Consider the following 26,020-nt stretch of genomic DNA (forward strand, 5'->3'; position numbering starts at 1 on the left):
GGGTTCAACCCGGTCGGGTTCAACCCGGTTCAGGCGGGTTTAGCCTCAGAACCGCGAGCCCGGATGTTCATGTCCTCATCGAGGAGCAGGAGGTCAGCCGGCATTCCGGGAGCCAACAGACTGCCGGCACCAGCGGCACCGCCCGCCGCCTGCAGAGAATCACCCGACTCCGGCACTCTGCCCACCGCACGCAGTGGAACGAGGCTCGCGGACTGCACAGCGTCGAACGGGCTGAGCCCCACCTCGGCGACAGCCCGCTTCACAGCTTCGCCCATCGTCAACGTCGATCCCGCAATGGCGCCCTGAGTGCCGTCCTCGGTGACCAGGCGCGCTACCGAATCCTTGACCTCGACGGGGAGCGAACCGAGGTGATAGCTCCCATCGTGCAGGCCGGTCGCCGCCATTGCATCGGTGATGAGTGCAAGGCGCCCGGGCACGAGTTCGTGAAGCATACGCGCAACCGGGGCGACGACATGGACGCCGTCATTGATGAGTTCGACGGTGACATGCCCGGCCTCAGCCGCGGCCAGAACCGGCCCCGGAGCACGGTGATGGATACCGGGCATCGCATTGAACGCGTGAGTGAGGATGCTCGCTCCCGCCTCGAAGGCCTGCGCGGCCAGCGCAAAATCGGCAGCCGTGTGACCGACAGCCACTCGTGCCCCAGCCGCAGAGAACCGACCGATCGCATCGAGAGCACCGGGAAGTTCGGGCGCGATGGTGATCTGGGCAAGAGTTCCATCGGCCGCTTCGAGAATCGCTTCGACCGCCTCCGGAGTCGGCGATGTGAGCACTTCGGGCGCATGCGCACCTTTGAAATCCGGGGACAGAAACGGGCCTTCGGCATGCAGACCCATGACCATGGCCCGCTCACGGACGAGTCCGGCGCCCGCGCGCAAGGATTCACACAGCCCCTCAATCGTGTCCGAGACGTAGGACAGAGCCAGCCTGCCGGTGCCGTGGGCCCGATGCGCGTCGAGGATCGCATCGATCCCCTCGCTCCCGTCCTCGGCGCTCGCACCGCCCGCACCGTGACAGTGGATATCGACGAACGCGGGAGCCACGTATCCGCCGGCGGCGTCGATGACCTCACCTCTCGCCGAGGCGGTCCTGTCCTTCCAGCCGTCGCCGCGGCCCCGTGCCGTGACCGTTCCCTCGACGACCGCGATCCAGGTGTCCGCGCCCTCCTCGGTGAACGTGGCCCGATCACCGTCGAGGATGCGCGCATTGTGGATGACCGCCTCGGCGGGGATCTGTTCGGTCTGTGTCATCAAGGTCCTTCCATCGCTCTGAGCAACCCTCACCCCAGGGTGCGGACTCGATTCGCGTCGATGCCGAGCACATGCGTATCGAGGAACGCGAGCACGGTGCGGTACCAGACCTCGGCGTTTCCGCGGCCGAGGATCCAATGCCCCTCGTCGGGGAAGTAGAGGAACCGATGCTGAGTGTCGCCATCGGCATCGAGCGGAGTCTTCGCCCGAGTGAGCAGGTCCAGCCACAGCTCCTGACCCTGACCGATCGGCACCCGGTAGTCCTTGTCACCGTGGATAACGAGCATCGGCACTTCGATGTCATCAGCGAACAGGTGCGGCGAATACTGCGCCGACTGCTCCCGCATCGCCTGATCCCACGACGAATTATCCGTCGTCCGCCCCATCGACGTGGTGTTCCACAGAGAGGCATGGGTGACGATGCACTTGAACGCGCTGCCGGTGTGCCCGGCCACCCAGTTGGCCATGTACCCGCCGTAGGACCCTCCGGCCAGGGCGACGCGTTCGGAATCGATGTCCGCTCTCTCCCCTGCAGCCTCGGTCAGAGCCATGATGTCGGTGAAGGGAGTGCCGCCGAGCTGCTGCTGACCGCGGTCGATCATCGCCTGCCCGTAGCCGGTGGAGATCGCCGGGTCGGGCAGCAGCACCGCATAGCCGGCAGCAGCGAAGGGACCCGGATTCCATCGGTAGGTCCACGCATTCCACGATCCCCACGGTCCGCCATGGGCGAATACGGCAAGCGGATGCGGCCCCTCCCCCTCCGGGAGCACCAGCCACGCGCGGATCTGCGTGCCGTCCTCGGCACGGACCTCCACCTCGGTGAGGGTGCCTTCTTCCTCGAGCACCGTCGCCGGATTCGCGAGCTCGCTGATGACCCCGGTTCCGAGGTCGACGGAGATCGGCAGCGGCGCGACGTCGATCGCCGAGGCGGTCGCCACGACCGTGTCCTCGCGCAGAGCCAGCCCCGAGAACGAATACTTCTGATCGACTCCCCCGACGAGCCGCCGAGGCTGAGCATCATTGATGTCACCGATGAAGATGCTGCCGCGACCGTGATCATCCGCAGTGGCCACGACGGTCGAACCGTCCACCCAGATCGGGGAGAACCAGCAATCACCATCCGGCCACACAGGATTCAGTTCCGCGGTTTCGAGATCGAGGACCATGAGTTCGGCCGCGAGATTGGTCTGCGGAGTCCAGTTCTGTACGCGAGTGACCAGTGCTTTCGTCCCGTCCGGGCTGATGGCCTCGATATTGAAGCTGTGATCGGCAGCCGGTTTCGTCAGACGGTGCAGCTCGGGTTCCCCGTCGAGGTCCACGCGCCAGATCTCACTGGCCTCGAGCTGACCGGGGATCGGCTTCTCGAGCTGGACGAGGGCGAAGCGGGCCCCATCGTCGACGGCCCAATCGACAAGTCGGCCAGACGGCAGGGACAGGTACCGGAAGCCCAAGCCCGCCGGGGCACTCAGCTCGTCACTGACTTCCGGAAAGTCGGCGGCTGCCTCGTCGAGGGTGGCCACGGCCAGCGTCTGCCGACCCGGACCCAGATCATGGTCCCAACGGCGGACGGGGAAACCGGTGTGGAGGATTCCGCTGACCTTCGCGTCGCTGCGTTCGGAGCTGAATTCCTGATGATCGTTCTCGTCGGCGGCCCATGTATGGACGGGGAACTCGACGATGATGGTCTCGCCCTTGACCTCGATGCGGGAGAAGCCGCCCTCGTGATCGGCAAGCTTGCGGGCCTCACCGTTGTCCGGCAGAGCCCACAAGCTCGGAGATTCGGCATCCTTGCCGTCCTCGCCCTTGCGTTTTGAGGCGAAGACGATCGTGCCGTTCTCGCTCAGCGCGGCCGGTCCCACGGACTGACCGCCCCGAGTGATGCGTCGGGGCGTCTCACCGCTGATGTCGGCGAGGTGGCTGAGGGAGGAATTCCCCTCGGAATTGAGGAACGAGTACTGGGCGACGACGCAGCCGCTCTGATTCGTCAAGAGGCCTTGCAGGCGGCGGGCGTCGAGGAGTCGGGTCACTGCGTCGTGGGTCGTCATCTTACCATCCTAGATCCCAGCGCGGATTCCGGGGTGAAATCCAGAGAAACCCCGGATCGCCGAGGCGGTCGGCCGCTGTGATGACCGACCGGGGTCACCGAGGCGGTCGGCCGCTGTGATGACCGACCGGGGTCACCGAGGCGGCCGACCCCTGTGATGACCGATCAGAGTCACCGAGTCGGTCGACCGGATCGCGGGCGCATTAACTTCGCGGGCGCACTATCTTCCCGGGCGCCTGATCGCCACGCCGTTCGGTGCTCACTGGCACGTCAGTGGAAGCTCGGTGACGGGACCTTCTCACCATCGATCGTCACCGTAGGCAGCATCTTCTTGAAGTCCTCTGCCACTTCGGTGTTCGTCTTCGGTGTGCGCATCTCGATGGACAGATTCACCAGGCGCCCGTTAATCTTGTACCCCGTCTGCACCCCGAAGGCATAAGTCGGTTCGTTGTTGATAGCAAGGATCTCCGTCGGACCGAGTTCACCCTGATAGCTCCAGAACTCGCCCGCGGCCAGAGACCCCGTCTGCTCGGCCAACACCTGTGAGTCCTGTTCGGAGAAGTTGTACCGCCTCTTCTGATCGACGACTTCCTGAGCACTGTCACCGTATTCGTCGGTGCAGTTGACGAGGATGGTATCGCCGCGAGTCGTGTCTTCGCCGTGGTTGAAGACATGGAACTGCTCGGTGCTCCCGGTGCTGTCTCTCCAGTCATCACCGATTGCGAAGCTGACTTCGACCGGGCAGCTGCTGCCGAACGTCACGGACGTCTTCGTCATCCCCGCGGGGATTCCGGCTTCGGTGGGCTTGCCCGTGGGTTCGGGTCCGGCGGTCTCCTGCACGCCGATCCGCACCGGCCCTGCAGACTTGTCCTCCGTGCGGATCTGGAAGACCGAGCATCCGCTGAGGAGGACCGTCAGGGCGAGAGTGCCGGCAGCAGCGGCTCGTCGCACCGAGGCGGGTCTGCCCGAGGCAGGGTTTCCCGACGCCGGTCTGCCCGAGTCAGAACTCCCCGACGCGGGTTTCTTCCCAGCGAAGATCCCCCAGGTGGAAGAATCCGATGCCGTGAGCCCAATCACTGATCTCACTGCTGGTCACCTTGCTGGCGACGGTTCGGGTACCCCGCTTCCGGGCCGTTCTGATTCGGCTGAGCCTGTCCGTACCCGTGTCGAGGCATCTGCTGACCGGAACCGGGCTGGCTTCCGACAGGTGGTTGTCCGGTGGTGTGGGGGCCGCTGGCGGGTTGACTGCCTGCTGTGGGCTGACCGAAGTTCTGCTGACCCGAGTTCGGCTGGCTGCCGACTGGAGGCTGTCCGGGATGCTGTGGGCCCGAGTTCGCTTGGCTGCCAGCAGGCGGCTGGCCATAGCCCGGGTTCTGTCCTCCGCCGTTCGGGGCCTGCAGCGGCGGTTTGAACTGCGAATGCTGACCGGAATCCGGCGGGAATCCACCGGAGACGGATTCCCCCGTCCGCCGGTTGACCAAGTTCCCGTCGACCCGCTCGAGACGACGCTTCGACGTCCGCCGCGGAGTGCCGAGGATCCGTCCCTGCAGTTCGGCCTCATTGGGCTGACGCGGAGGCAGGAATCCGGGCGCCTGCCGCGGATCAGCCTGCTGCACCGGCTGCACCGCATGCGAACCGGCGGCGACCCGATCCATATGATCCGACATCTGCGGAACGGTCACGGGTGCGGCATCGGCGAGGACGGGGAGGACCATGCGCACCGAGGTGCCCACACCCTCCTGACTGAAGAGCTGCACAGATCCGCCGTGCCGGGTGACGATGGCACGCACGAGCGAGAGGCCCATGCCCGAACCGGCGACCGCGCGCACACGCGAACCGCGGGAGAGCTCGTCCCAGACATTCTCCTGTTCGGCCAGCGGGATGCCGCTGCCCGTATCCGCAACCTCGACGACGACCCAGCGGTGCCCGTCGATGATCTGCTCATTCGCGCGCAGCTCGACGACTTCGGCCTGCGACGAGTATTTGAGGGCATTGCCCAGCAGGTTGAGGATCGCGGTGAGCAGCAGATCCTCCTCCCCGGCGACATCGGGCAGCCGCCACGGAGCACGGGCGACAGTCGCCACGATCATCCGATCCTCGGCCCCCGGCGCCGTCGATGCATCCTCGACGGCCTGGTGGATGAGCGCATCGAGATCGACGCGGGCGTATTCGATGATGCGGGTCTCGACGTCGGCGAGCTTGCGCAGATCGGCCAGCAGTCGGGCGACCCGGCGCGAGGACACGTCGACCTGCTTGGCGGCCGGCTCCACCTCGCTCAGCGTGCCGCCGTCCCGGACGACCTCGCGGATGCTCGCCGCCGAGGTGCGCAGCGCCGTCAGCGGGTTCTTCAGCTCATGGTCGAGTCGGATGAGCATCCGGTTGCGCTTCGTCATCGAATCCTCGGCCGCGGCCGTCTCGATGGATTCCCGCAGCGCGGCCTCACGTCTCTTCAGATACCGCCAGCCGAACCACGCACCGGCGGCCAGACCGCCGAGCACGATGACGAGCAGCAGCAGGAACAGCCAGACCTGGATCTCGAAGACAAGGAAATTCGTCATAGACGGCTCTGTCCGTCCTCGCCGCGGACCTCACCGACGAAACGGTAGCCGCGTCCCTGCACGGTGGCGATCCACCGCGGTTCTGCGGCGTCCTCGCCGAGCACACGACGCAGCTCGGCGACCCGGGAGTCCACGGCGCGGGTGCCCACGGCCTCTTCGAATCCCCACAGCACTTCGAGCAGGCGGGAGCGTTCGATGAGTTCGTCCTTGTGCACCATGAGGTACTCGAGCAGGGTGAAGCCCTTCGGAGTGATGACGAGTTCACGCTGCCCCAACCACGCTCGGCGTCCCACGCGGTCGACGCGCAGGCCGAAGCTGGACACGAGCACCGGTGCCGTCGCCAAGGGCGGCCCGTCATTGCGGGTCCTGCGCAGCACGGCACGGATGCGCGCGACGAGTTCGTGCGGATCGAAGGGTTTGTTGAGGTAGTCGTCGGCACCCTCTTCGAGTGCCATCGCCCGCTCGACACCCTCGCCGACCTGGGTCAGCAGCAGGACCGGAACCCAGTTCTCCTCCTGGCGCAGGCGGCGCAGCACCTGCCGGCCGTCGGCTCCGGGCATGAGCACGTCGAGGACGCACACATCGGGTTTGTGACGATGGATCTCGTCGAGAGCGAGCAGTCCGTCGCTGGCGGGCAGCACCCGGAAACCGGAGCGCTCGAGGAACGGTACGACCGCTCCGAGGACGTCGGGCTCATCATCGGCGACTAAGACGAGTGGTTGGGGCTCGGTGCGATTGTCAGCCGTCATGGTGGTCTGTTCCGGTTCCTCTCTGGCGTTCCCAGGCGATCTCTCGGGCCTCGGCACGGTCGACCGCCTCGGCGAGTTCATCTCGGTACAGCATAGATCGACGCAGGTGCTTGGTGCGATAGCCGGCGCGGCCGACCATATGGGTGGCGACGGGAATCGTCACGAGCTGGAAGGAGATGATGATCGCCAGAGTCGTCACCGTCGCCCAAGTCGGGAACTGGATCGCAATCGCCACGGCAACGAGCACCAGGCCCAGCACCTGGGGTTTCGCGCTCGCGTGCATTCGCGAGAGAAGGTCGCCGAAGCGGACGAGACCGACCGCGGCGGCCAGGGACAGGACCGCGCCGAGGAAGATGAGCACGGCCGAGATGATGTCAAGAACCACGATTGCTCTCCTGCCCGTCGCCATCCGACACGTGCTCGGCGTCATCGGGTCCCGGGTCGGGTCCGGTGCCCTCGCCCTCTCCGCCGCTGTCGGCATGGGCGTCGTAGGTGGGATCCGCGATCTCGGTGACGTCATCGCTGGGTCGAGCCTGGGACACAGAGGTCGATCCTGGACTCGGCTCGTCCGCATCACGGGGCATGTGCCAGTCAGAGGCACTGAACTCGGACAGGGCCCCCGCCTCGGCGCCGGGAGTCATCGAATCGGACTTCGACACATACCGCGACACGCTCACCGAACCGACGAAGCCGAGCATCGCGAGCACGATGAGCACGGGCAGCAGATCCGTCCGGTCGGACAGAGCCATATACCCGCCGAGGCCGCACATGATCGACGCCAGCACGACGTCGGTGCCGATCATGCGGTCGAGGATCGACGGACCGCGGACGATCCGGAAGAGCGCTATGACCACCGAGGCGGCCAACAGCACCGAACCGGCGACGACGAGGGAGTGAAGGACGATCTCACTCATGAGCGGCCTCCCTCGGTCTCGGTCAGCGGATCCGGTCTGGCCCGCAGGGCGGCGAGGTCACGGTGCGAGCCGAGAGTGCGGATGAGCAGCTCTTCGATGTAGTAGACCTGCGCTTTCGCCTTGCGCACCTTCTCCTCGGAATCGCAGTCGAGGTAGTGCAGGTAGAGCATGCCCATGGCACGATCGCTGTCGATGATGATCGACCCGGGGATGAGACTGGCGGTATCGGCGATGAGGGTGAGCACGAGGTCCGAGCTCGTGCGCAGATCGCAGGCGACGACGGACCCGGCGCCGACCGCTTTGCGACGGAACGCATACCAGGCGACTTCGATGGAGGCGCTGAGAACCGAATAGAGGAACCACAGACCGAACACCAACGCATGCCAGACGTTGAACCGTCCGGAGAGCACAACGGGCGGGAGGTAGAAGACGCGCGTGATGACGTAGGCCAGCACGATTCCGGTGACCACGGTGACCACAGTGATCGAATCCCACAGCATCAGCCACAGCAGAACCAGCGAGACCAACAGCACGAGCTGCTGGACGAATCCGCGGCCCCGGCTCATCCGCGACCGGTTCGCCGGTGGTCGGCCCGGGCCCATCGCCCGGTCCTGGCCCACTGCGCGGCCCTGGCCCATCGCCCGGTCCTGTGCCGTTGCCCGGTCTTGGCCGTGGTCCCGGTCCCGGCCGTCAGCTCGGGTCTGTCCCTGGTCTCGGTCGGGGCTCATCTCTCATCACCTCCGAGCACGTTCGTGACGTAGTCGATCGGCGTCGAGAGGTTCTCGGCCGCCCGGTTCGACATGTCCCACAGAGGTTCGGCGGCGAGGGTGAGAACGATGGAGGCGATCACCACCACCGAGGTGGCCGCCACCATGGCAGGGGGAACGCCGATCTGAGATTTCCACTTCTTCCCCGCCAGCAGCGTCTTCTTCCGCTCCGTGAATTCCTCGACGAGGTCCTCGTTCGGCTCCTCCACATCCGCCGGATCACGCCAGAATGCGAGGTTGAAGGTACGTCCGATGACGTAGAGGGTCAGCAGACTCGTCACGGTGCCGGCGACGATGAGGACGGTCGGCAGCCACGCGTGGTCGTCGAAGCCCGCGAGGAAGAGCGCGACCTTGCCGATGAACCCGGAGAACGGCGGAATGCCGGAGAGGTTGAGAGCGGGGATGAAGAAGATGATCGTGATCACCGGCGAGAGCACCATGAGACCGCCGAGCGATCTCGTCGAGGTGGACCCGCCCCGCATTTCGACGAGGCCGATGGCCAGGAACAGCGCGGTCTGGACGATGATGTGGTGAACCGTGTAGTAGATCGCGGCAGACAGGCCGACACTCGTGCCCATGGCCACGCCGAAGAGCATATAGCCGATATGCGAAACCAGGGTGAAGGACACGATCCTCTTGATCTCCGACTGAGCGATGGCGCCGAAGATGCCCACGAGCATCGTCAGCCCGGCCGCGATGAGCAGCGGCACCCGCAGGGAGGATTCGGCGAACAGCAGGGTCTCCGTGCGGATGATCGCATAGATCCCGACCTTCGTCAGCAGTCCCGCGAAGACCGCCGTCACCGGGGCCGGTGCCGTCGGGTAGGAGTCGGGCAGCCAGAAGGACAGCGGGAAGATCGCGGCCTTGATGCCGAAGCCCAGCAGCAGGAGGACGTGGAGGATCATCTGCACATCCGCCGGCAGGTCCGAGATCCTCTCGGACATCTGCGCCATATTCACTGTGCCGCACGCTGCGTAGATGATGCCGATGGCGGCGAGGAAGATCACCGAGGACACAAGCGAGATGATCACATAGGTGACTCCCGCCCGGATCCGCTCCGCCGTGGCACCGAGGGTGAGCAGCACATAGGAGGCGACGAGGAACATCTCGAAGCCGACATAGAGATTGAACAGGTCTCCGGCGAGGAACGAGTTCGCAATGCCCGCGCACAGCACCAGATAGCTGGGGTTGAACACCGAAATCGGGGTCTCGTTCGAATCGTCGTTGGCGTCCTGGCTCAGGGCGTAGACGAGCACGCACAGTGTGACCAGCGAGGACACGATGAGCATGAGCGACGACAGCCGGTCGGCGACGAGCACGATGCCCGCCGGCGGCTGCCATCCGCCGATCGCCACGACCTGCGGCCCATGCGCATCGACTCCGAAGAGCATGATCGTGGCGATAGCCATGACCGCAACCAGGATCGCGATCGACACGATGTTCTGCGCCCGCGTGTGCTTCGACAGGATGAGCGCGATTCCGGCGCCGATGAGCGGCAGCAGAACGGGCAGGGGAACGAGCACGGGCAGAAGATCGATCATGCGTCGTCTCCCTGCCGTTTCGCGTCTTCGGCCTCTTCGGTGACCTCGGCCTCTTCGGCGCTGTGCGCCTCCGTCTGCGAGTCCACGGCCTCCTCGGCGATGGCATCGGCCTCGGCCGGGGTCGACGCGTCCTCGATGTCGTCGGCGAGGTCCTCCCGCTCTGCGGGCGTGCCGTCGTCGTCGAGGTCGATGGCACCGGTGATCGGTGACTCCGCCTCGTCACCGAACTCGGTGTCGTCGTAGTCGGTGCTCGCCTCCGCCTCGGAGTCGATGAGCTTCGTGATCGCCACCTGGAGGTCGGTGTCGTCATCCTGCAGCGAATCGGCACGCATGAGCCTCCAAGAGCGGTAGATCATCGCCAGCAGAAACGCCGTCACTGCGAAGGTGATGACGATCGCGGTGAGGATGAGAGCATGCGGCAGCGGATCGGACATGCCCTCGGTCGACAGGTTCTTGCCGTCCGTCAGGGGCGGAGAGCCGCGTCCGGCGGTGAGGATGATGAGCAGATTCACTCCGTTGCCGAGCAGGATGAAGCCGAGCAGAACGCGGGTCAGGGAGCGTTCGAGCATGAGGTAGATGCCGCCGGCGAAGAGGACGCCCATGGCCAGGACCATGACGAAGGAGACGCTCATAGGCGGCCTCCTTCCGCGCCGTTGTCGACGTCGAGTTCATTGACCCGGTCGATGATCTCGGACACCGCTCGGTGTTCGGCGGTGGCGCCCATGTCCTCGGAGAAGTTCACATTGTCATGGATGCGATTGGTCAGCATCGCCTCGTCGCGCTCCTGGTGCAGATCGACCTCGGCTCCCAGGGAGCGGAGGATGTCGAGCATGAGGCCGACGACGATGAGATAGACGCCGATGTCAAAGAACGTCGACGTACCGAAGGACAGGTGGCCCAGCACCGGCAGATCACCCTCGATGTAGACGGACTCGAAGACCGTCCCACCCCAGATCCACCCGCCGGCGACGGTGAGGATCGCGGTCACCAGACCGGTGCCCAGCATTCCCGAGGGAGTGAAGGGGGCCGCCTCGGCGAGTTCGTACTTGCCGCCGGCGAGATAGCGGACGACGAGCGCGAGCCCGGCGACGAGGCCGCCGGCGAATCCGCCGCCCGGATCGTTGTGGCCGGCGAAGAGGAGGTAGACGGAGAAGACGATGACGGCGTGGAAGATCAGGCGGGCCGTGACCTCGAGGATGATCGACCGGTTGCGCGGCGCCAGGGTGCGTCCGGCAATGAGCCAAGATGCCCGCTTCTGCGACAGGCCCTCTCCCTGGCCGGTGTAGTGAAGGTCGACGACGTCCTCGGCCACGGGTTGGAAGCGGATGCGGCCGGCCGCCTCGGTGCCGTCCCTCTTCCTCTCGAACCGATGCAGGTGGCCCTCACGACCACGGACGAAGATGAGGCCGGCGATGCCGGTTCCGGCGGCCACGAGGACCGAGATCTCGCCCATCGTGTCCCACGCCCGGATATCGACGAGGGTGACGTTGACGATGTTCTTGCCGTGACCGAGCTCGTAGGCGAGCTGACCGAAGTCGACGGAGATCGGATCGGCCACGCGCACACCTGTGGCGATGAGGACCACGAGCATCATGGTGATGCCCACGGCACCGCCGATGATCGCCCGCCAGGCCGGGGTGAGTCGACCGGTGGACTCGCCGATGCGGGCCGGCAGCCTGCGGAGGACGAGGACGAAGACGACGATCGTGATGGTTTCGACGAGCACCTGGGTCAGGGCCAGGTCGGGAGCGCCGACGAAGGCGAAGTAGGCGACCATGGCGTAGCCGGAGATGCCGGTGACGACGACGGCGGTGAACCGCTTCTTGGCCCGGGTGGCACCGATAGCGACGATGACGAGCACGGCCGCGACGATGAGGTCCAGCGGGGTGTCCCAGAGCCGGAACGTGATGTTCCACGTGTCGTTGGTGATGATCGCCAGTCCCAGTCCGGCGACGAGGACGATGTAGACCACGCCCTGGTAGAACGGCAGCGAACCGCGCTGGGTGCGGGCGGTGACCCACAGCGCCAGGGCCTCCATCCAGCCGATGAGCATTCGGTAGAGCTCGTGGAAGTCCAGGCCCGACGGCAGCGTCGCCTGCACCTTCGCGAAGGGACGGCGGTAGATGAACAGAGCCAGGCCTGCGGCGACGGTGACGGCGGTGAAGGCGAGCGCCGGTTCGAATCCGTGCCACAGCGCGAGGTGGTAGTGCCCATCGCCTTCGGCCACGGCCGGCAGCCCGGAGGTCCACGCGGAGAAGTAGCCGTCGAGCAGTCCGGCTCCCGGGCCGAGAGCCAGGGTCAGTGCGGTGAGGATGAGCGGGGAGACGACGAGGGTGAGCTTCTCGTCGCGGCGGGCGATGTCGTCGACGCCGGGCTTCGAGGAGAACGCACCCCAGACGAAGCGAGCCGAGTAGGCGACGGTGAGGATCGAGCCGATCATGATGCCGATGAAGGCGATGACCGAGGCCTTGTCCGGTGAGGACAGCAGGGTCGAGTACGCGGCTTCCTTCGCGGCGAAGCCGAGCAGCGGGGGCAGCCCGGCCATCGAGGCGGCGGCGATCGTCGCGCACACGGCGACGACGGGAAAGGCCCTCCAGCCGCCGGAGAGCTTCGTCAGGTCACGGGTGCCGGCACGGTGGTCGATGATGCCGACGCACAGGAACAGGCACGACTTGAACAGGGCGTGGGCGATGAGCAGACCCAGGGCCGCCTTCGTGATGTCCGGAGTGCCGAACGAGGCCATAGTGGTGAGGAATCCGAGCTGCGAGACCGTGCCGAAGGCCAGCAGCAGTTTGAGGTCGGTCTGCTTCAGCGCCTGCCAACCGCCGATGAACATCGTCAGCAGACCCAGGGTGAGCAGCACCTCGGACCAGCCGGGGATGTTGTTGTAGCCCGGCGCCAGGCGCAGGACGAGGTAGATTCCCGCCTTCACCATGGCCGCGGCGTGCAGATAGGCGCTCACCGGAGTGGGTGCGGCCATGGCGCCGGGCAGCCAGAAGTGGAACGGCATGAGCGCGGACTTCGAGATCGCGCCGACGAGGATGAGGATGACGGCGGAGATGATGATTCCGCCGGTGTCCATGCCCGACTGGGCTCGGTCGACCAGGGTCGAGATCTGCCCGGTTCCGGTGGCGGTGATGAGCAGGGTCATGCCCACGAGCATGGCCAGCCCGCCTGCGGTGGTGACGATGAGGGCCTGCAGTGCCGCCTGCCTGGAGCGGCGGCGGGACTGGCTGTGCCCGATGAGCAGGTAGGAGAAGACAGTCGTGCCTTCCCAGAACAGGTAGAGCATGAGCAGTTCGTCGGCGATGACGAGCCCGTACATCATTCCGGCGAAGGCCATGAAGATTCCCGCGAACCGGGCCAGTCCCGGCTCGTCGGGCGAGAAGTAGCGTGCACAGTAGACGAAGACGAGGGCGCCGACCCCGGTCACCAGCAGCGTCATGATCCAGGAGAGTACGTCGAGGCGGAAGATCCCGGCGAGACCGAGCTCCGGCAGCCAGTCGAGATTCTCCACGACCGGCTGAGCGGCGGGGCCGAAGATCTCGGGGATCGTCGACAGGCTCCACAGAAGTCCCGCGAAGGGGACGAGAGCAAGGAAGAAGAAAGCGTTGCGACCGAGCAGGCGAACCAGAGGGTAGGCGATGACAGATGCCCCGAAGAAGGCCCCTGTCATGACTATCACCGGCGGCCACCTCCGTCATATGCCTGTTTGTGAGAAAGGTTCGTCAGGTAATTTTCGCACGAACAGGTGTCGTTTCCCCAATTGCCGGGTGTGAGCTGAGACAGGCTCTGCCCCGACACCACACCGATCACGCGCGTATCCGAAAGCTGGTCACACGTGCATCCGACGGCTGGTCACGCGCGCAGCTGTCTGCTGGTCACGAGGAAGCCGTTCTCGTCGAGACCGATGCCGTCCGAGCCGACGAGCAGCTCGGCTCCGATGGCGTCGGTCAGTTCGGCCACCCGACCGCGCATCCGCCGGAAGCGTCGACCCTGGTTCGGCTGATAGCGCTTCGACTCGGTGTCCATCCAGTGCACGTGGTATTCGATCTGCGGCGCGTCGGTGTGGGCGGCGACGATCGGCGGAACCCACTCGGCTTCCATCACGCGGATCTCGAGGCTGCCGGCGGATTCATCGATCTCGCCGAGCGGGACGAGCAGGGCATAGCCGTCGAGGATGACCGGGGAGGAAGGGTCGAAGAGCGGATCGTCGATGCTCGCTTGGGCCAGCACATCCTCGTCGGGGGTGGGCAGGGACTGCTGGAAGGCGTGCGGCGCATGGCGGCGCACGAGGTCGAGCGCGACCGACGGCTCCATCCAGTACGAGGAGTAGATGTAGAGGTCGACCTTCGCCTCCGGGTCGGGGATGATCACCCGCGTCGGCAGTCCGGATTCGTCGGCCAGGCGCACGCCGGTGTGGAGGCGGGAGGCGACGGAGAGCATGAGGCTGAGCATCCGCTCCTCCTCCCGGTCCGGCATTCCGTTGGGGAAGGCCTCGTGGAGTCCGTCGGCATCGGCGAACCAGTCCGGCGGCGGGGTCGGCTGCCGGTCCCTGGGGCAGTCGATGACGATGGCGTGCCGCGCCCAGACGGGGACTTCGAGCGCGGCGGCATCGGCCGGGTCGAGAGCAGCCCCGGAGCTCAGTCGGGAGTGCCGGCTCAGGCGCAGCTGCCCGTGCTCGTCGAGCACGGGGCGCAGATCAGGCAGCTTGTTGTGGATGAGGGCGAGGACGTCGGAGACCTCGACCGCATCATCGAGGAGGATGAGATGGAAACCGCGCAGATCCGCCGAGGTGGCCGTGTCCTCGGGCGCGGACGTGTCACCGCCGTATCCGGGCCGTCCCGTCGACGGCATCCCGGTCCGCCGCCGGCTCGCGGCCTGAACGTCGGAGGCAGGGGGCACGGGGGCGGAGGCGCCTGTCGGGGCAGAGGCTTCCGTCGCTTCGGCGTCGGGGGCCCGGTAGCGCGCGGCGTCGGCCTGTTCCCGGGCGGCGCGTTCAGCGGCTTCGCGTTGCAACCGCAGTTCGCGGCGGGTGATCACATGTCCCTCCGATAGAAATTGAGGTGCGAACGGGAAGCGGTCGGGCCGCGCTGGCCCTGGTAGCGGTTGCCCGTGGCTTGGGAACCGTAGGGGTTCTCCGCCGCCGAGCTGAGTCGGAAGAAGCAGAGCTGGCCGATCTTCATCCCCGGCCACAGCGTGATCGGCAGCGTCGCGACGTTCGACAGCTCCAGGGTGACGTGGCCGCTGAAGCCGGGGTCGATGAATCCCGCGGTCGAGTGGGTCAGGAGGCCGAGGCGTCCGAGCGAGGACTTGCCCTCGAGCCGGGCTGCGACGTCGACGGGCAGAGTCACGAGCTCATGAGTGGAGGCGAGGACGAACTCCCCCGGGTGGAGGACGAAGGGCTCCCCCGGAGCGGCTTCGACGAAACGGGTGAGCTCGGGCTGCTCGAGGCTCGGGTCGATGACCGCGTACTTGTGATTGTCGAAGAGCCGGAAGTAGCGGTCGAGACACACGTCGACGCTGGCCGGCTGGATCAGCGACGGGTCGTAGGGGTCGAGGGCGATGCGTCCGGAGTCGAGCTCGGCGCGGATGTCGCGGTCGGAAAGGAGAGTCACGCTTCCGATGGTAGTCGTTGCGCACCCCGCACGCTCAAGCTTTCTCTCCTCCTCCCTCCGCCGAACCATGAGTCGAGCATGCAGAATCGGCCGGCGAAGTCCACCGACACGCCGAAACTATGTCACAAAACGGTAACGATTCTCGGGAATTCTCCTGATTTTTACCCGTGTGTCTCCCCATAGCGGCGGATGAATGCTTTAGGGTAATGAGCTGTACGGACCCGCGCACGATGGTGCCTTCCCCTTCTTAAGCCAAGGAATGCCGGGAGTCCATCGTCTTTCGTGGGTAGACAACAATCGAAAGGCATTACTGTGAAGACCTCGCGTCTTGTGCTTGCCCCCGCAGTAGCCGTTGCATTGACAGGTCTTGCTGGCGCCCCGGCGTTCGCAGCGACAGAGTCCACCGCTTCGGTCCCTCAGCAACCGCTGTGCGCCCAGGGTGATCAGCAGTCATCGAGCAGCTCCGAAGCGGATTCTTCGGTTCCCGACGAGTCGGATCCGCAGGCGACCCTTGCGCAGGCGCAGGTGACCCGCGCCGACATCGCTGACGACAAAAAGGGAATCGGCTTCTCCGGCACCGGATTCAGCCCGGACCAGAAGGCCACGGTGACCGTCGTCGGCACCGATGGCACCGAATACTCGCCGGAGAAGAAGCTCACGGTCGACGAAGACGGAAAGGTCTCCGGCACCTACTTCTTCACCGTCACCGACGGTGCCAAAGTGCCTGTCGGCGAATACTCGCTCTACCTCACCGATCTCAAGTCCGAGAAGAAGTCCTCGAAGGTGACCTTCGACGTCGTCTCCAAGGCCTCCGAGGTCGACGAACCGGGCAAGGGCGACGACGACAAGTGCGAGTCGGCCACCGGTCCCATCAAGACTCCGGACGAGACTCCCAGCGAGACGAAGTCCCCGGAGCCCTCTGAGACGAAGACCGAGGAGCCCACCACCGAGGCACCCAAGCCTTCGGAGACGAAGACCGAAGAGCCGACCACGGAAGCTCCGAAGCCGAGCCCGTCGGAGACGAAGACCGAGAAGCCCACCACCGAGGCGCCGAAGCCGAGCCCGTCGGAGACGAAGACCGAGAAGCCCACCACCGAGGCGCCGAAGCCGAGCCCGTCGGAGACGAAGACCGAAGAGCCCACCACCGAGGCGCCCGAGCCGACGGAGACCAAGACCGAAGAGCCGAAGCCGAGCCCGTCAGAGACCGACGAGGCCGAAGACAAGGCTCCTGCGGATGACGTGAAGCCGGGACCGGCCGAGCGTCCGAAGGACGAAGAGCCGAAGGTCGATGAGACCGACAAGGCTGACGAGACCAAGCCGGCTGAAGAAAACGACAAGAAGGACGAGGCTCCAGAGTCCACCGGTCCCGCCAGCCCCGGCACCAAGGACAAGCAACCTGCCGCAGCCGCACAGGCGTCCATGTTCATCAACCCGACCGAGGTCAGCTCCGAGGACTTCCTGGGTGACGGCATCAAGATCGGTGTCAGCGGCGCTCAGCCCGGCGAGAAGGTCTCGATCACGGTCGAGCATGCCCAGGGCAAGGTCGACCGCTACACGATGACCAAGGAAGCCGATTCCGACGGCAAGGTCACGTTCGGTGTCCAGGCCAAGGTCAAGGCCGTGCTCGGCACCTACAACGTGCGTGCCCAGGCCGAGAGCTTCGATGAGCCACAGGGCGGAAGCTTCACCGTGCTCACCAACGGCACCGCCGTCGACGAGGGCGGAAACGGGGCCGGGAACGGCAGCGGCTCGAACGATTCGAGCAGCGACCTGCCGCGCACCGGTGCCGAGATGACCGGACTGGCTCTCGGTGTCGGTCTGCTCGCAGTCGGTGCGGCAGCTGTCATCATCACCCGTCGGCGGATGAACGCCTCCGACGATCCCGCGGAGTTCTAAGCCGCGTTGAACGATGAATTGTCCCTCGCGGGGCTGCAGCTCGACGGACGCGAGATCGACCTCGGACGTCTGCGAGCAGGGACAATGCTCGGACTCATGGGCAGCCCGGACAGCACCACCTCAGTGGTGCTGTCCGCGGCGGCCCTGCCCCACGTCGCACCACCACCACGCTTCCCGACCGGACGCCGGTCGGGTCGCTTGCGTGTGCGCAGCTGGATGAAGAGCTATCTTCGCGAAGCCGATGCCGGATCTGGGGAGGCGGCATCGGCAGCGGATCCATCGGCTGCATTGACATCATTCGGACTGCGTCCCGATGTGCTGCGCAGTCGTCTCGACGACCTCGACGCGACCGATCGTGCCCGCCTCGCCCTTGCCGCGGCCTGGGCGAGCGGCGCGAAGTGGCTGGCTCTCATCGACCCGTTCGGTTCGGTCCCCGGCCATCTGCGCACCGGGCTGCGGGGTCGCTTCGCCGAACTCGTCGCCCAGGAGGGCCGCGGTGTCGTCTTCAGCTCGAATTCGCTGACCGACCACACCATCGCCGAGGCGGGGGTGGCCGATATCGAAAAGGACCAACTCGTCGCGCTCGGCTCCTTGGAGCAGATCGTCACCGAACCGCGCGGTTCGCTGCCGGCCGAGCTCAGCGGCGTCAATGTCTATTCCGGGCTGGCCCGGAAGGGATGGCTGTCCATCGGCCATTCGGCCGTGCGCGCCCGCACCGAACTCGACGGGAAGGTGTTCGTCACCCTCGGGTGGCGTGCCGCCCTCCTGTCACTGGACGAACACGACGCGGCGTTCACCTCGGCGACGGTGTTCGAAGCCATCGTCACGGGACTGCGCGATCGCGGTTCCTGTCTGCAGGCGAAGCTCTCACCAGTCGACACGGAGATGGGACTCGCCCTCGACGTCGACCTCGCCGACCTCGCCGGAGTGCCGAGAACGCAGCCGGATCCGACGGATTCGATGAAGTCCGACGCATCCGCCGAACCGGCTGAGGATTCCGCGGCGAACGCCGAGTCAGACGCGGGCAAAAAGCCGGCCATCGGATTCGGAGTCCTGCACCCGGGCCTCGGCGCGACGATCTCCGAACTGCGCACCAACGTCAAGGTCGGCACTCATGTCTTCGTCGAGGTCGACACCTCTGCCCTGCATGCCTACCCGGTCGAGTGATCCGCGACAGATAGACTGAGAACTGCCCAGTCCCCTCAAGTCCCCAACCGAATCAGGAGCGCCATGCGAACGTCGCGCAGACTTCTGATCTCAGCGCTGACGGTCGTCGTCCTCACAGTGGCAGCGGTCCCCCTCCTCAACTTCACCGTCTACACGCCCGCGCGAGCCGCCGAATCCTATATCTCGGCGATCGAACGCGGCGATGCGCAGAGTGCCTTCTCCTACCTGTCCACACCGACTCCGTCGTCGACCTTGGCGCTCAGTGACGAGGTGCTCTCGGCGGCTCCCGACCTTCCGCGCGAGCCCGAGGCCGAGACCGTCTCCGTCGACGGCGATCACGCGAAGGTCAGCCTCAGCTACAATCTTTCCTCGCAGGAGCAGACCGTCGATCTCAACATGGTCCGCCTGCCTGCCAGCGCGGGACTCTTCAACCGCTGGGCCATCGAACAGGAGGAATGGCCGACGCTGACCCTGGACGTCTCCGGTTCGTCAACGGCGACGGTCAACGGATACGGGGTCAGCACGGGAAGTGTGCCCGTGCTGTTCCCGGCGAGCTACCTCGTCGGTTTCGATGCGACGTATCTGAAGTCGCGATCCCAACGCACCGAGGTGACCGCCCCCGGCGACTCCCCCACCGTGAAGCTCTCGCCCGAACCCACGGCCAAGCTCGAGCAGACCGTGGAGGAGCAGGTCACCGACCATCTGCAGGACTGCATGAAGTCGAAGACGCTCATGCCGGCCGGCTGCGTCTTCGGCTACGACACGGACAATGAGATCATCGGCGATGTCTCCTGGTCGCTCGAGCGCAGTCCGCAGATCGGGCTGACCTCGTCCGGCAGCGATCTCGAACTCACTCCCTCGACGGTCGAGGTGCGGGTCAAGGGACGCTACCGGGACATCGTCACCGCTGCCGAACACGACTTCGACGAGAAGCTCTCCTTCGTCCTCGGCGGCTCGGTGGTCGTCAAGTCCTCACAGGTGAGCTTCGAACCGCGCCGCCTCGGCGACGTCACCATCGCCTGAGGGGGCGCTCCTCCAGCTGAGGCCCCCGTCCGACTCCACATGCCCGGGTCCGGACCTCCGACGGATGCGCCTCTCGCGATTCTCCTTGCCACAGTGATTGTTGGGTCGATCCACGGCGTTCAGGGCGACGAAACCACCGCGGATCGACCCAACAATCGCACGGCGAGGGGCTTCAAACGTGAATCAAGGAGCCCACTCACCCATTCTTTCCTGTGGATGAACTCCGCGCACGGTTGCTGCAAAATACGACCGGGCCGTGGATTCGCCAGCGATGGCTAAGGCCGGGGCGATCTCTGCACTCTCGCGCCGATTCCTGAGGACCGACGGAAAGTGTCCACAGTCGCATTCAGACGCGTTCACTATTCACGGTGCGCGGACAATCATGTCTGTTATGCGCAGAACAATTCGGTCGCCTGCCGATTTCCAGACGGCTCCCGTCCCTTTTATGCACAGCGATCTCGAAGCGCGCGGGCTCACGGAATTCGCGCTGAAGGACCAGTCTCGCTTCTTACAGGTCTTCCGGGGTGTCTGGGTTGAAGCCGATCCCAGCTCTCGCGTTCTCTGCCCGCCGTGGGCGGATCAGAAGTGGTTACTACAACAAGTGAGACTTTCAGCTCTCCTGCTCTTGCACCCGAATGTCATCGGATGTTCGCTGACTGCGGCTGCACTCTACGGGCTGCCACTGCCTAGCCGTCGCAAGGACTTCGACACCCACGTCATCAGCGACAATCGAGGTCGGCGAATTCGGCGAAAAGCCGTGCAGCTCCACCGAGGATCCGGCTTCGACATCACTGAGTTCTACAATCTGCCGCTGGTTTCAGCCACAGATCTGTTCTTCGAACTCGCCCCGCTGATCAGCGAAGCCGATCTGATTGCGCTGGGTGATGCGGCCATCAGCAGACAGAACAGTGGTCCGCTCACCAGTCTCGATCAGCTTCGGGAAAAGGCCGCCGCAAGCCAGTACCTCAAAGCGCGAAAATCGGTGCGGCGGGCGTTGTCACTGATCCGCGAGACAGTGGATTCTCCGCGTGAAACGTGGTTGCGACTGTGGATCATCGCGAACGGATTTCCAGAACCGGAAGTTCACCCGGAAGTGAAGTGTTCGACGGTCTCGGCGACTCTCCGCCCTGACCTCGGATACCCCGACATCAAGCTCGCCATCGAATACGAAGGTGACCATCACAGAACCTCGTCGTACCAGTTCGGCGCCGACATCGAGCGTCGGCAGCTGCTGGAGGCCGAAGGATGGGTGGTCCTTCGGGTCTCGAAGCGAACAGACATGGGCACGTTCAAGCATATTCTGGCGATCCACCTCGGCTGAGCAGCCATCCAGGGCCGTCCATGCAACCCGACCCCAACTGGGCACGGCGGGCTAAGGGGCGAATCCGCCGATTGTTGGGTCGATCCACGGCGTTCAGAACGCCGAAAACACCGTGGATCGACCCAACAATCTCCGTGCATGGGCTTTCAGCGATGACCGTCCACCTGATCGACAGCGGCCCTCGTTCCGGTGGCCGAGCGCTCAGGCGCCGCGGAGGTCGAGGGTGAGTGCGTTCGGGGCCGAATCCACGAGCTCGACGGGGATGCCCCAATCCTGCTGGTAGAGGTGACAGGCCGCGTGCAGCGGGATCTCTCCCCCGGGCTCACCGTCGCAGGCTGCAGCACGCGCTGTCACGTGCAGCACTCCCTCGGTGAACTCGGGATTGATGACGATATCTCTGCTGAGCCCCTCGGCTCCGCCTTCGCCTGAGGAGATGAGTTCCGACGGCGTCGCAGACACCTGCAGGAACGTGGGATCACCCCACCGGTCGTCGAGCTTCTGACCAGCCGGGACAGTGAAGCTCACGGTCAGCGACACCGGACCGGAGGCGACCTCCGTCGAAGGGCGCTTCGTGGTCAATGCGCCTTCGTCGACCTTCTGGGCGTCCTTGGGCAGCTTCACCCGGGTGAGTGCGTGTGCGGCGGACTCGACGACGATGAGTTCGGCGTCATCGGGGGTGCCTTCGTTGTCGATGAGGACGATGTCCGAGGGTTCGCGCAGGCCGCGCGCCAGGGTCGTGACTTCCTCGGTCCTCGGGTCGAAGCGGCGGATCGCACCGTTGTAGGTGTCGGCGATCGCGACCGATCCGTCAGGCAGGCTGCGCACTCCCAGCGGGTGCTGCAGGCGGGCTTCGGCGGCCGGTCCGTCGCGGAAGCCGAAGTCGAAGAGTCCGACGCCCACCAGCGAGGACACCTCACCTGTGGCGGGGTCGAGGCGGCGGATCGCCGAGGTCTCGGAGTCGGCAACGAACACCTCGCCCGCTGGCCCGAGGTCGAGACCGGAGGATTGGGCGAACCAGGCTGACTCGCCGTCGCCGTCGACCAGGCCCTCGTTCATCGTGCCCGAGAGGATGCGGATCGTGCCGTCCTTCGGATCGAAAGACCAGATGGTGTGGTTGCCTGCCATCGCCACGACCACCTCGGCGGTGGAGGGGACGAAGAGGACATCCCACGGCGACGACAGCTTGACATCACGCGCGGGTCCGTCGTATCGTCCCAGCTCACCAGGCTTGCCGCGGACGTTGTCGATGGCACCGACCATGTGCTGTTCACCGGTGCCGGCGATGGTCGTGACCGTCTCGTTCGTCAGGTCGATCCCGCGCAGGGTGTGGTTGACGGTGTCGGCGACGACGAGGTCGTAGCCGGCTTCGGCCGCCAGGTCGGCAGGCAGCACGGTGATTCCGCCGGGTTCGCTGAAGCTCGCCGAGGCGAAGTCGCCGTCGTCCGCGCCGCGCTCACCGGTGCCGATACGGCGGATGATCGAGGCCGCATCGTCGTCGTATTCGACGAGGCTGTGGTGTCCGGAATCGGCGACGATGAGGTGGCCCGAGGGCAGCCGGGTGGCCTTTCCGGGGTAGAACAGGTCTGTCTCCGGGGCCGGCGGCGGAACGTAGGGTCCGTCGCCGGAGTGGAGGGTGCCCTTGGCCGAGTGCTCTTCGATGAGGCCCTCGATGATCTCGGTGAGACCGGCCGCGTGGCCTTCACCGGACATGGTCGCTACAAGGTAGCCCTCTGGGTCGATGACGGCCAGCGTCGGCCAGGCGCGGGCGGTGTAGGCCTGCCAGGTGACGAGGTCGGGGTCGTCGAGGACGAGGTGCTCGACCTGGTACCGTTCCACGGCCTGGTCGACTGCTTCGACGGTGCGTTCGAACTCGAATTTCGGCGAGTGCACGCCGATGATGACGAGTTCTTTGGAGTACTTCTCCTCCAACGGGCGCAGTTCGTCGAGGACGTGGAGGCAATTGATGCAGCAGAAGGTCCAGAAGTCGAGGAGAACGACCTTTCCGCGCAGGTCGGCCAGGGTCAGATCCTTGCCGCCGGAGTTCATCCATCGGCGGCCGACGAGTTCGGGCGCACGGACCTTGACGTCCCGTGCCGACGAGGTGGCTGACGCGGAGAATTCTGGACTGCTGTTCATGGTTCCATGATCGCAGATCCCCCACCGAGGCGGACTCCCCGGTGTCATTGTGTGACAATTCCGCTCGCGCCGGGCTCGGCGTTGGCTCTGTCCGCATGCAGACCGGTGCCGGTTCCGACTGCGGTCGGTTCGGCGTTGGTTTCGGCAGCTGCCGATCAGCAGCGGAAGGGTCTGTCGTTCAGGTGTAGTCGCGGGCGCCGAAGATGCTCGAGCCGACTCGGACGATCGTGGCGCCTTCGCCGATGGCGAGTTCGAAGTCGTTGCTCATGCCCATCGACAGCTCGGTCGCCTCGGCGGGCATGACCCCGGCTCCGCGCAGCTTCTCGCTGAGTTCGCGCAGGTCGGAGTAGCTGGGGCGGATCTCTTCGGGACTGCTGCCGGGCAGGCCGACCGTCATGAGTCCGCGCAGCCGCATCCGTCCGAGCTCCCGGGTCGCGGTGATGAGCTCCTCGGCGTCTTCGGGCGCGACACCGAACTTCGAGTCTTCGCGGGAGGTGTTGACCTGGATGAGGTAATCGATGGTCTCATCGAGGACGTCGAGACGGTTGTTGATCTTCTCCGCCAGCGGGAAGTTGTCGACGGACTGGATGCAGTGCGCGTGCCGCAGTGTGTGATTGACCTTGTTCTTCTGCAGGGGTCCGATGAGGTGGGTCTCGGGCTCGAGGTCTGCGAGAGCCTCGGCCTTGCCGGTGATCTCCTGCACCTTGTTTTCGCCGATGAGGGTGAACCCGTGCTCGAGTGCGACGCGGATCTTCTCCGCCGGCTGCGTCTTCGTGGCCAGCAGCACGCGCACGTCGTCACCGCTGCGGCCGCTCGCCTCGGCAGCGACACGGGCACGGTCGGCCACCTCGTCGAGTTTGCCGGTGATGGCTGCAACGACATCCGGGGTCAGCGAGGAAGGGGAATCAGACGTAGTCATGTCTCCAGTCTTCCACGAGACCCCGGAAGTTTCAGGTCGGACCTGCTGTGCGAACTTACTTCGGCAGACCCTCGGCGTTCGGGTCGATGTTCTTGATCAGCGCGGAGGTGTCGAGTCCGCCGAGGTCTTCGTCAATGAGCTTCTGCAGCTGTGCATGGACGAGGGTGGCCGCCGGGAGGTCGACACCCTGGGTCTCGGCGCCGGCGAGGGCGAGGCCGACGTCCTTGTGCATGAGTGCGGTGGCGAAGCCGGGTTTGAACTCGTTGTTCGCCGCGGCCGTGGTGGTCACACCGGGCACCGGATACCAGGTCCGCAGCGGCCATGAGTCGCCGGAGGACACCTTTGCAATATCGTGGAAGACCTTCGGATCGAGGCCGAAGCGTTCTGCCAGCACAGCGCCTTCGACGACACCCTGAAGGCTGATCGAGAGCATCATGTTGTTGACGATCTTCGCGGCCTGACCTGCGGCGTCACCGCCAGCGTGGAAGATGTTCCCGGCCATCGCCTCGATGACGGGTCGGGCCTCTTCGATGTCGGCGTCGTCGCCGCCGAGCATGAAGGTCAGGGTGCCGGCCTCGGCGCCGGTGACGCCGCCGGAGACGGGACCGTCGATGAGGCGGAAGCCTGCCTTCTTTGCCTCGGAGTGGAGGAGGCGGGCCGAATCGAAGTCGATCGTCGAGGAATCGATGAGGAGGGTCTTCTGGTCCGCGTTGACCAGGACGCCGTCGGGCTCGAGGTATGCGGTGCGAGCGTGCTCGCCCTTGGGCAGCATCGTGAAGACGATATCGGCACCGGCGACCGCCTCGGCGATGGAACTCACGGGGTTCACCCCGTTCTTCGCGGCTGCGTCCACGGCCTCGGGGACGAGATCGAATCCGTTGACGGTGTGACCGGCCTTGACCAGGTTCGCAGTCATCGGGCGGCCCATATTTCCCAGGCCAACCCATCCAATAGTCGACATAATATGCCTCCTCGCATAATGTTCAGCAACTCTTACGTGTTCCCTCTCACAGTACGCCAGTCGATCGTCCGAAGCCCGGCGGGGAGCCTCACCTCTTCCGCACCGGTTATGTGCGCGTACGCAGATAGAATGAGGTCACTATGACTTCCTATGCACCTGGCAGTTCCGGTCCGCAGATCGCCCCCGAGGATCTGCTGACTCTGCTCGCCGTCGCCCGGCTGGGGAAGTTCACGGCCGCGGCACACAGCCTCGGCCTCAACCACACGACCGTCTCCAGGCGCATCGCCGCACTTGAGAAGGCATACGGCGATCGCGTGCTCGTGGCCTCGCCCGACGGGTGGGAGCTCAGCGCCGCCGGACGTCAGCTGCTGCCGATCGCCGAAGACATCGAGGCCGCTCTGGGGCGCATCGATGCGCATTCGAATTCTGCTCTGTCAGGAACGATCCGGCTGGCGTGCCCGCAGGCCTTCGCCCTTGAGTTCGCCGTTCCGGCTCTCACCACACTGCAGGGACAGCACCCGGGACTGCAGATCGAACTGATCACCGCTACGCAGCGGGCCCGGCAATATCGGTCGGGCGTCGATATCGAGATCGTCGTGGGGCGTCCGGATGCCCCACGCTCGATCGCCAAGCACATCCGCGACTACCGGCTCCTGCTCTACGCTTCGCAGGATTACATCGCCTCGCATCCGATGCCGCAGTCGCTGGATGATCTGGCCGACCACCGGATGGTCTACTACATCGAGAATTCGCTGCGCGTCGATGATCTCGACGAGGCGGCCGACGCACTTCCGCGCGGGAAGGGATTCTTTCGGTCAACTTCGGTGCATGCACATGTGCTCGCGACCTCGCACGGGGCCGGGATCGGCATCCTGCCCGACTTCCTCGCCCACGGCAATTCCCGCTTGGTGCAGGTGCTGCCCGAGCTGTTCTCCAAACAGGTGTCGTATTGGGCCTCGGTCCGCCACGAGTCCCTGCGCAACGCCGGAGTCCGCAAAGTCCTAGAATCCCTCTAATTGCTACCTGACGGCGGCCCAGCAACCTCGCGCTGGAGTGGTCCCCGAAAGTTGGACTGTGATCAACACAAACCAACTTGAAGGGACCATTCCATGCGTCAGGACTGTCTGATCACCAA

At 65.4% G+C, this 26,020-nt stretch carries 21 protein-coding genes; 5 read left to right on the plus strand and 16 right to left on the minus strand.

Annotated features, from left to right (window positions below; translation table 11 throughout):
- Positions 1-29 precede the first annotated feature (29 nt).
- The 13 genes from HK353_RS09850 to dcd form a co-directional block, all read right to left on the minus strand.
- Positions 30-1,271, minus strand: a complete 1,242-nt coding sequence (locus tag HK353_RS09850) for an N-acetylglucosamine-6-phosphate deacetylase (RefSeq protein WP_173155682.1) — start codon at positions 1,269-1,271, stop codon at positions 30-32.
- A gap of 29 nt (positions 1,272-1,300) precedes the next feature.
- Positions 1,301-3,316, minus strand: a complete 2,016-nt coding sequence (locus HK353_RS09855) for a S9 family peptidase (protein WP_173155684.1) — start codon at positions 3,314-3,316, stop codon at positions 1,301-1,303.
- Between the two features lie 269 nt (positions 3,317-3,585).
- The gene (locus HK353_RS09860) at positions 3,586-4,401 is read right to left on the minus strand and encodes a hypothetical protein (protein ID WP_342589879.1); all 816 of its coding nucleotides are present in this window, start codon (positions 4,399-4,401) and stop codon (positions 3,586-3,588) included.
- On the minus strand, positions 4,398-5,873 hold the full coding sequence (locus HK353_RS09865; RefSeq protein ID WP_173155686.1) for a sensor histidine kinase: 1,476 nt from the start codon (positions 5,871-5,873) through the stop codon (positions 4,398-4,400). The genes HK353_RS09860 and HK353_RS09865 overlap by 4 nt, the downstream gene beginning before the upstream one ends.
- The gene (locus HK353_RS09870; RefSeq protein WP_173155688.1) at positions 5,870-6,622 is read right to left on the minus strand and encodes a response regulator transcription factor; all 753 of its coding nucleotides are present in this window, start codon (positions 6,620-6,622) and stop codon (positions 5,870-5,872) included. The genes HK353_RS09865 and HK353_RS09870 overlap by 4 nt, the downstream gene beginning before the upstream one ends.
- Complete coding sequence (mnhG, locus tag HK353_RS09875) at positions 6,612-7,007, minus strand: monovalent cation/H(+) antiporter subunit G (protein WP_101546653.1); 396 nt, start codon at positions 7,005-7,007, stop codon at positions 6,612-6,614. Before mnhG ends, HK353_RS09870 begins: the two co-directional genes overlap by 11 nt.
- Positions 6,997-7,536: an MrpF/PhaF family protein gene (locus tag HK353_RS09880; RefSeq protein ID WP_173155690.1), complete on the minus strand. Its 540-nt coding sequence runs from the start codon at positions 7,534-7,536 to the stop codon at positions 6,997-6,999. Before HK353_RS09880 ends, mnhG begins: the two co-directional genes overlap by 11 nt.
- A complete protein-coding gene (locus tag HK353_RS09885) occupies positions 7,533-8,264 on the minus strand; it encodes a Na+/H+ antiporter subunit E (protein ID WP_245395908.1) in 732 nt (243 codons plus the stop codon). Before HK353_RS09885 ends, HK353_RS09880 begins: the two co-directional genes overlap by 4 nt.
- On the minus strand, positions 8,261-9,844 hold the full coding sequence (locus HK353_RS09890; RefSeq protein WP_173155692.1) for a Na+/H+ antiporter subunit D: 1,584 nt from the start codon (positions 9,842-9,844) through the stop codon (positions 8,261-8,263). The genes HK353_RS09885 and HK353_RS09890 overlap by 4 nt, the downstream gene beginning before the upstream one ends.
- Positions 9,841-10,476, minus strand: coding sequence for a Na(+)/H(+) antiporter subunit C (locus HK353_RS09895; protein ID WP_101546657.1), 636 nt, complete (start codon positions 10,474-10,476; stop codon positions 9,841-9,843). Before HK353_RS09895 ends, HK353_RS09890 begins: the two co-directional genes overlap by 4 nt.
- The gene (locus HK353_RS09900) at positions 10,473-13,520 is read right to left on the minus strand and encodes a Na+/H+ antiporter subunit A (protein WP_173155752.1); all 3,048 of its coding nucleotides are present in this window, start codon (positions 13,518-13,520) and stop codon (positions 10,473-10,475) included. Before HK353_RS09900 ends, HK353_RS09895 begins: the two co-directional genes overlap by 4 nt.
- Positions 13,521-13,702: 182 nt before the next feature.
- The gene (locus HK353_RS09905) at positions 13,703-14,887 is read right to left on the minus strand and encodes a hypothetical protein (protein WP_342589880.1); all 1,185 of its coding nucleotides are present in this window, start codon (positions 14,885-14,887) and stop codon (positions 13,703-13,705) included.
- A complete protein-coding gene (dcd, locus tag HK353_RS09910) occupies positions 14,884-15,462 on the minus strand; it encodes a dCTP deaminase (protein WP_139468980.1) in 579 nt (192 codons plus the stop codon). The genes HK353_RS09905 and dcd overlap by 4 nt, the downstream gene beginning before the upstream one ends.
- A 357-nt stretch (positions 15,463-15,819) precedes the next feature.
- Here dcd and HK353_RS09915 point away from each other — a divergent pair, with 357 nt between their 5' ends.
- The 4 genes from HK353_RS09915 (at position 15,820) to HK353_RS09930 (ending at position 20,869) form a co-directional block, all read left to right on the plus strand.
- A complete protein-coding gene (locus HK353_RS09915) occupies positions 15,820-17,358 on the plus strand; it encodes an LPXTG cell wall anchor domain-containing protein (protein WP_173155694.1) in 1,539 nt (512 codons plus the stop codon).
- 6 nt (positions 17,359-17,364) lie between these two features.
- Positions 17,365-18,525, plus strand: a complete 1,161-nt coding sequence (locus tag HK353_RS09920) for an ABC transporter (RefSeq protein ID WP_173155696.1) — start codon at positions 17,365-17,367, stop codon at positions 18,523-18,525.
- 63 nt (positions 18,526-18,588) lie between these two features.
- On the plus strand, positions 18,589-19,548 hold the full coding sequence (locus tag HK353_RS09925; protein ID WP_173155698.1) for a hypothetical protein: 960 nt from the start codon (positions 18,589-18,591) through the stop codon (positions 19,546-19,548).
- A 271-nt stretch (positions 19,549-19,819) separates the two neighbouring features.
- Entirely contained in the window at positions 19,820-20,869 is a 1,050-nt protein-coding gene (locus HK353_RS09930; RefSeq protein ID WP_173155700.1) for a hypothetical protein, read from the plus strand.
- Between the two features lie 201 nt (positions 20,870-21,070).
- Here the strand turns inward: HK353_RS09930 and HK353_RS09935 are convergent, their stop codons facing one another.
- The 3 genes from HK353_RS09935 to mmsB form a co-directional block, all read right to left on the minus strand.
- The gene (locus tag HK353_RS09935; protein ID WP_173155702.1) at positions 21,071-23,005 is read right to left on the minus strand and encodes an NHL domain-containing thioredoxin family protein; all 1,935 of its coding nucleotides are present in this window, start codon (positions 23,003-23,005) and stop codon (positions 21,071-21,073) included.
- 178 nt (positions 23,006-23,183) lie between these two features.
- Positions 23,184-23,924, minus strand: a complete 741-nt coding sequence (locus tag HK353_RS09940) for a YggS family pyridoxal phosphate-dependent enzyme (protein WP_173155704.1) — start codon at positions 23,922-23,924, stop codon at positions 23,184-23,186.
- A 55-nt stretch (positions 23,925-23,979) separates the two neighbouring features.
- A complete protein-coding gene (gene mmsB, locus HK353_RS09945) occupies positions 23,980-24,885 on the minus strand; it encodes a 3-hydroxyisobutyrate dehydrogenase (RefSeq protein WP_173155706.1) in 906 nt (301 codons plus the stop codon).
- Positions 24,886-25,025: 140 nt separating this feature from the next.
- On the opposite strand from mmsB, the gene HK353_RS09950 reads away from it, so the two are divergent.
- A complete protein-coding gene (locus HK353_RS09950) occupies positions 25,026-25,901 on the plus strand; it encodes a LysR family transcriptional regulator (RefSeq protein WP_173155708.1) in 876 nt (291 codons plus the stop codon).
- Positions 25,902-26,020: the final 119 nt, after the last annotated feature.

Source organism: Brevibacterium permense (assembly GCF_013280495.1).
Lineage (GTDB): Bacteria > Actinomycetota > Actinomycetes > Actinomycetales > Brevibacteriaceae > Brevibacterium > Brevibacterium permense.

Coding starts and splice junctions, on each gene's coding strand:
- HK353_RS09895 (WP_101546657.1), bottom strand. CDS start 10,476: ATGAGCGTCTCCTTCGTCATGGTCCTGGCCATGGGCGTCCTCTTCGCC.
- HK353_RS09950 (WP_173155708.1), top strand. CDS start 25,026: ATGACTTCCTATGCACCTGGCAGTTCCGGTCCGCAGATCGCCCCCGAG.
- HK353_RS09900 (WP_173155752.1), bottom strand. CDS start 13,520: ATGACAGGGGCCTTCTTCGGGGCATCTGTCATCGCCTACCCTCTGGTT.
- HK353_RS09885 (WP_245395908.1), bottom strand. CDS start 8,264: ATGAGCCCCGACCGAGACCAGGGACAGACCCGAGCTGACGGCCGGGAC.
- HK353_RS09890 (WP_173155692.1), bottom strand. CDS start 9,844: ATGATCGATCTTCTGCCCGTGCTCGTTCCCCTGCCCGTTCTGCTGCCG.
- HK353_RS09865 (WP_173155686.1), bottom strand. CDS start 5,873: ATGACGAATTTCCTTGTCTTCGAGATCCAGGTCTGGCTGTTCCTGCTG.
- HK353_RS09930 (WP_173155700.1), top strand. CDS start 19,820: ATGGCTAAGGCCGGGGCGATCTCTGCACTCTCGCGCCGATTCCTGAGG.
- HK353_RS09880 (WP_173155690.1), bottom strand. CDS start 7,536: ATGAGTGAGATCGTCCTTCACTCCCTCGTCGTCGCCGGTTCGGTGCTG.
- HK353_RS09935 (WP_173155702.1), bottom strand. CDS start 23,005: ATGAACAGCAGTCCAGAATTCTCCGCGTCAGCCACCTCGTCGGCACGG.
- HK353_RS09940 (WP_173155704.1), bottom strand. CDS start 23,924: ATGACTACGTCTGATTCCCCTTCCTCGCTGACCCCGGATGTCGTTGCA.
- mmsB (WP_173155706.1), bottom strand. CDS start 24,885: ATGTCGACTATTGGATGGGTTGGCCTGGGAAATATGGGCCGCCCGATG.
- HK353_RS09850 (WP_173155682.1), bottom strand. CDS start 1,271: ATGACACAGACCGAACAGATCCCCGCCGAGGCGGTCATCCACAATGCG.
- HK353_RS09855 (WP_173155684.1), bottom strand. CDS start 3,316: ATGACGACCCACGACGCAGTGACCCGACTCCTCGACGCCCGCCGCCTG.
- HK353_RS09925 (WP_173155698.1), top strand. CDS start 18,589: ATGCGAACGTCGCGCAGACTTCTGATCTCAGCGCTGACGGTCGTCGTC.
- HK353_RS09870 (WP_173155688.1), bottom strand. CDS start 6,622: ATGACGGCTGACAATCGCACCGAGCCCCAACCACTCGTCTTAGTCGCC.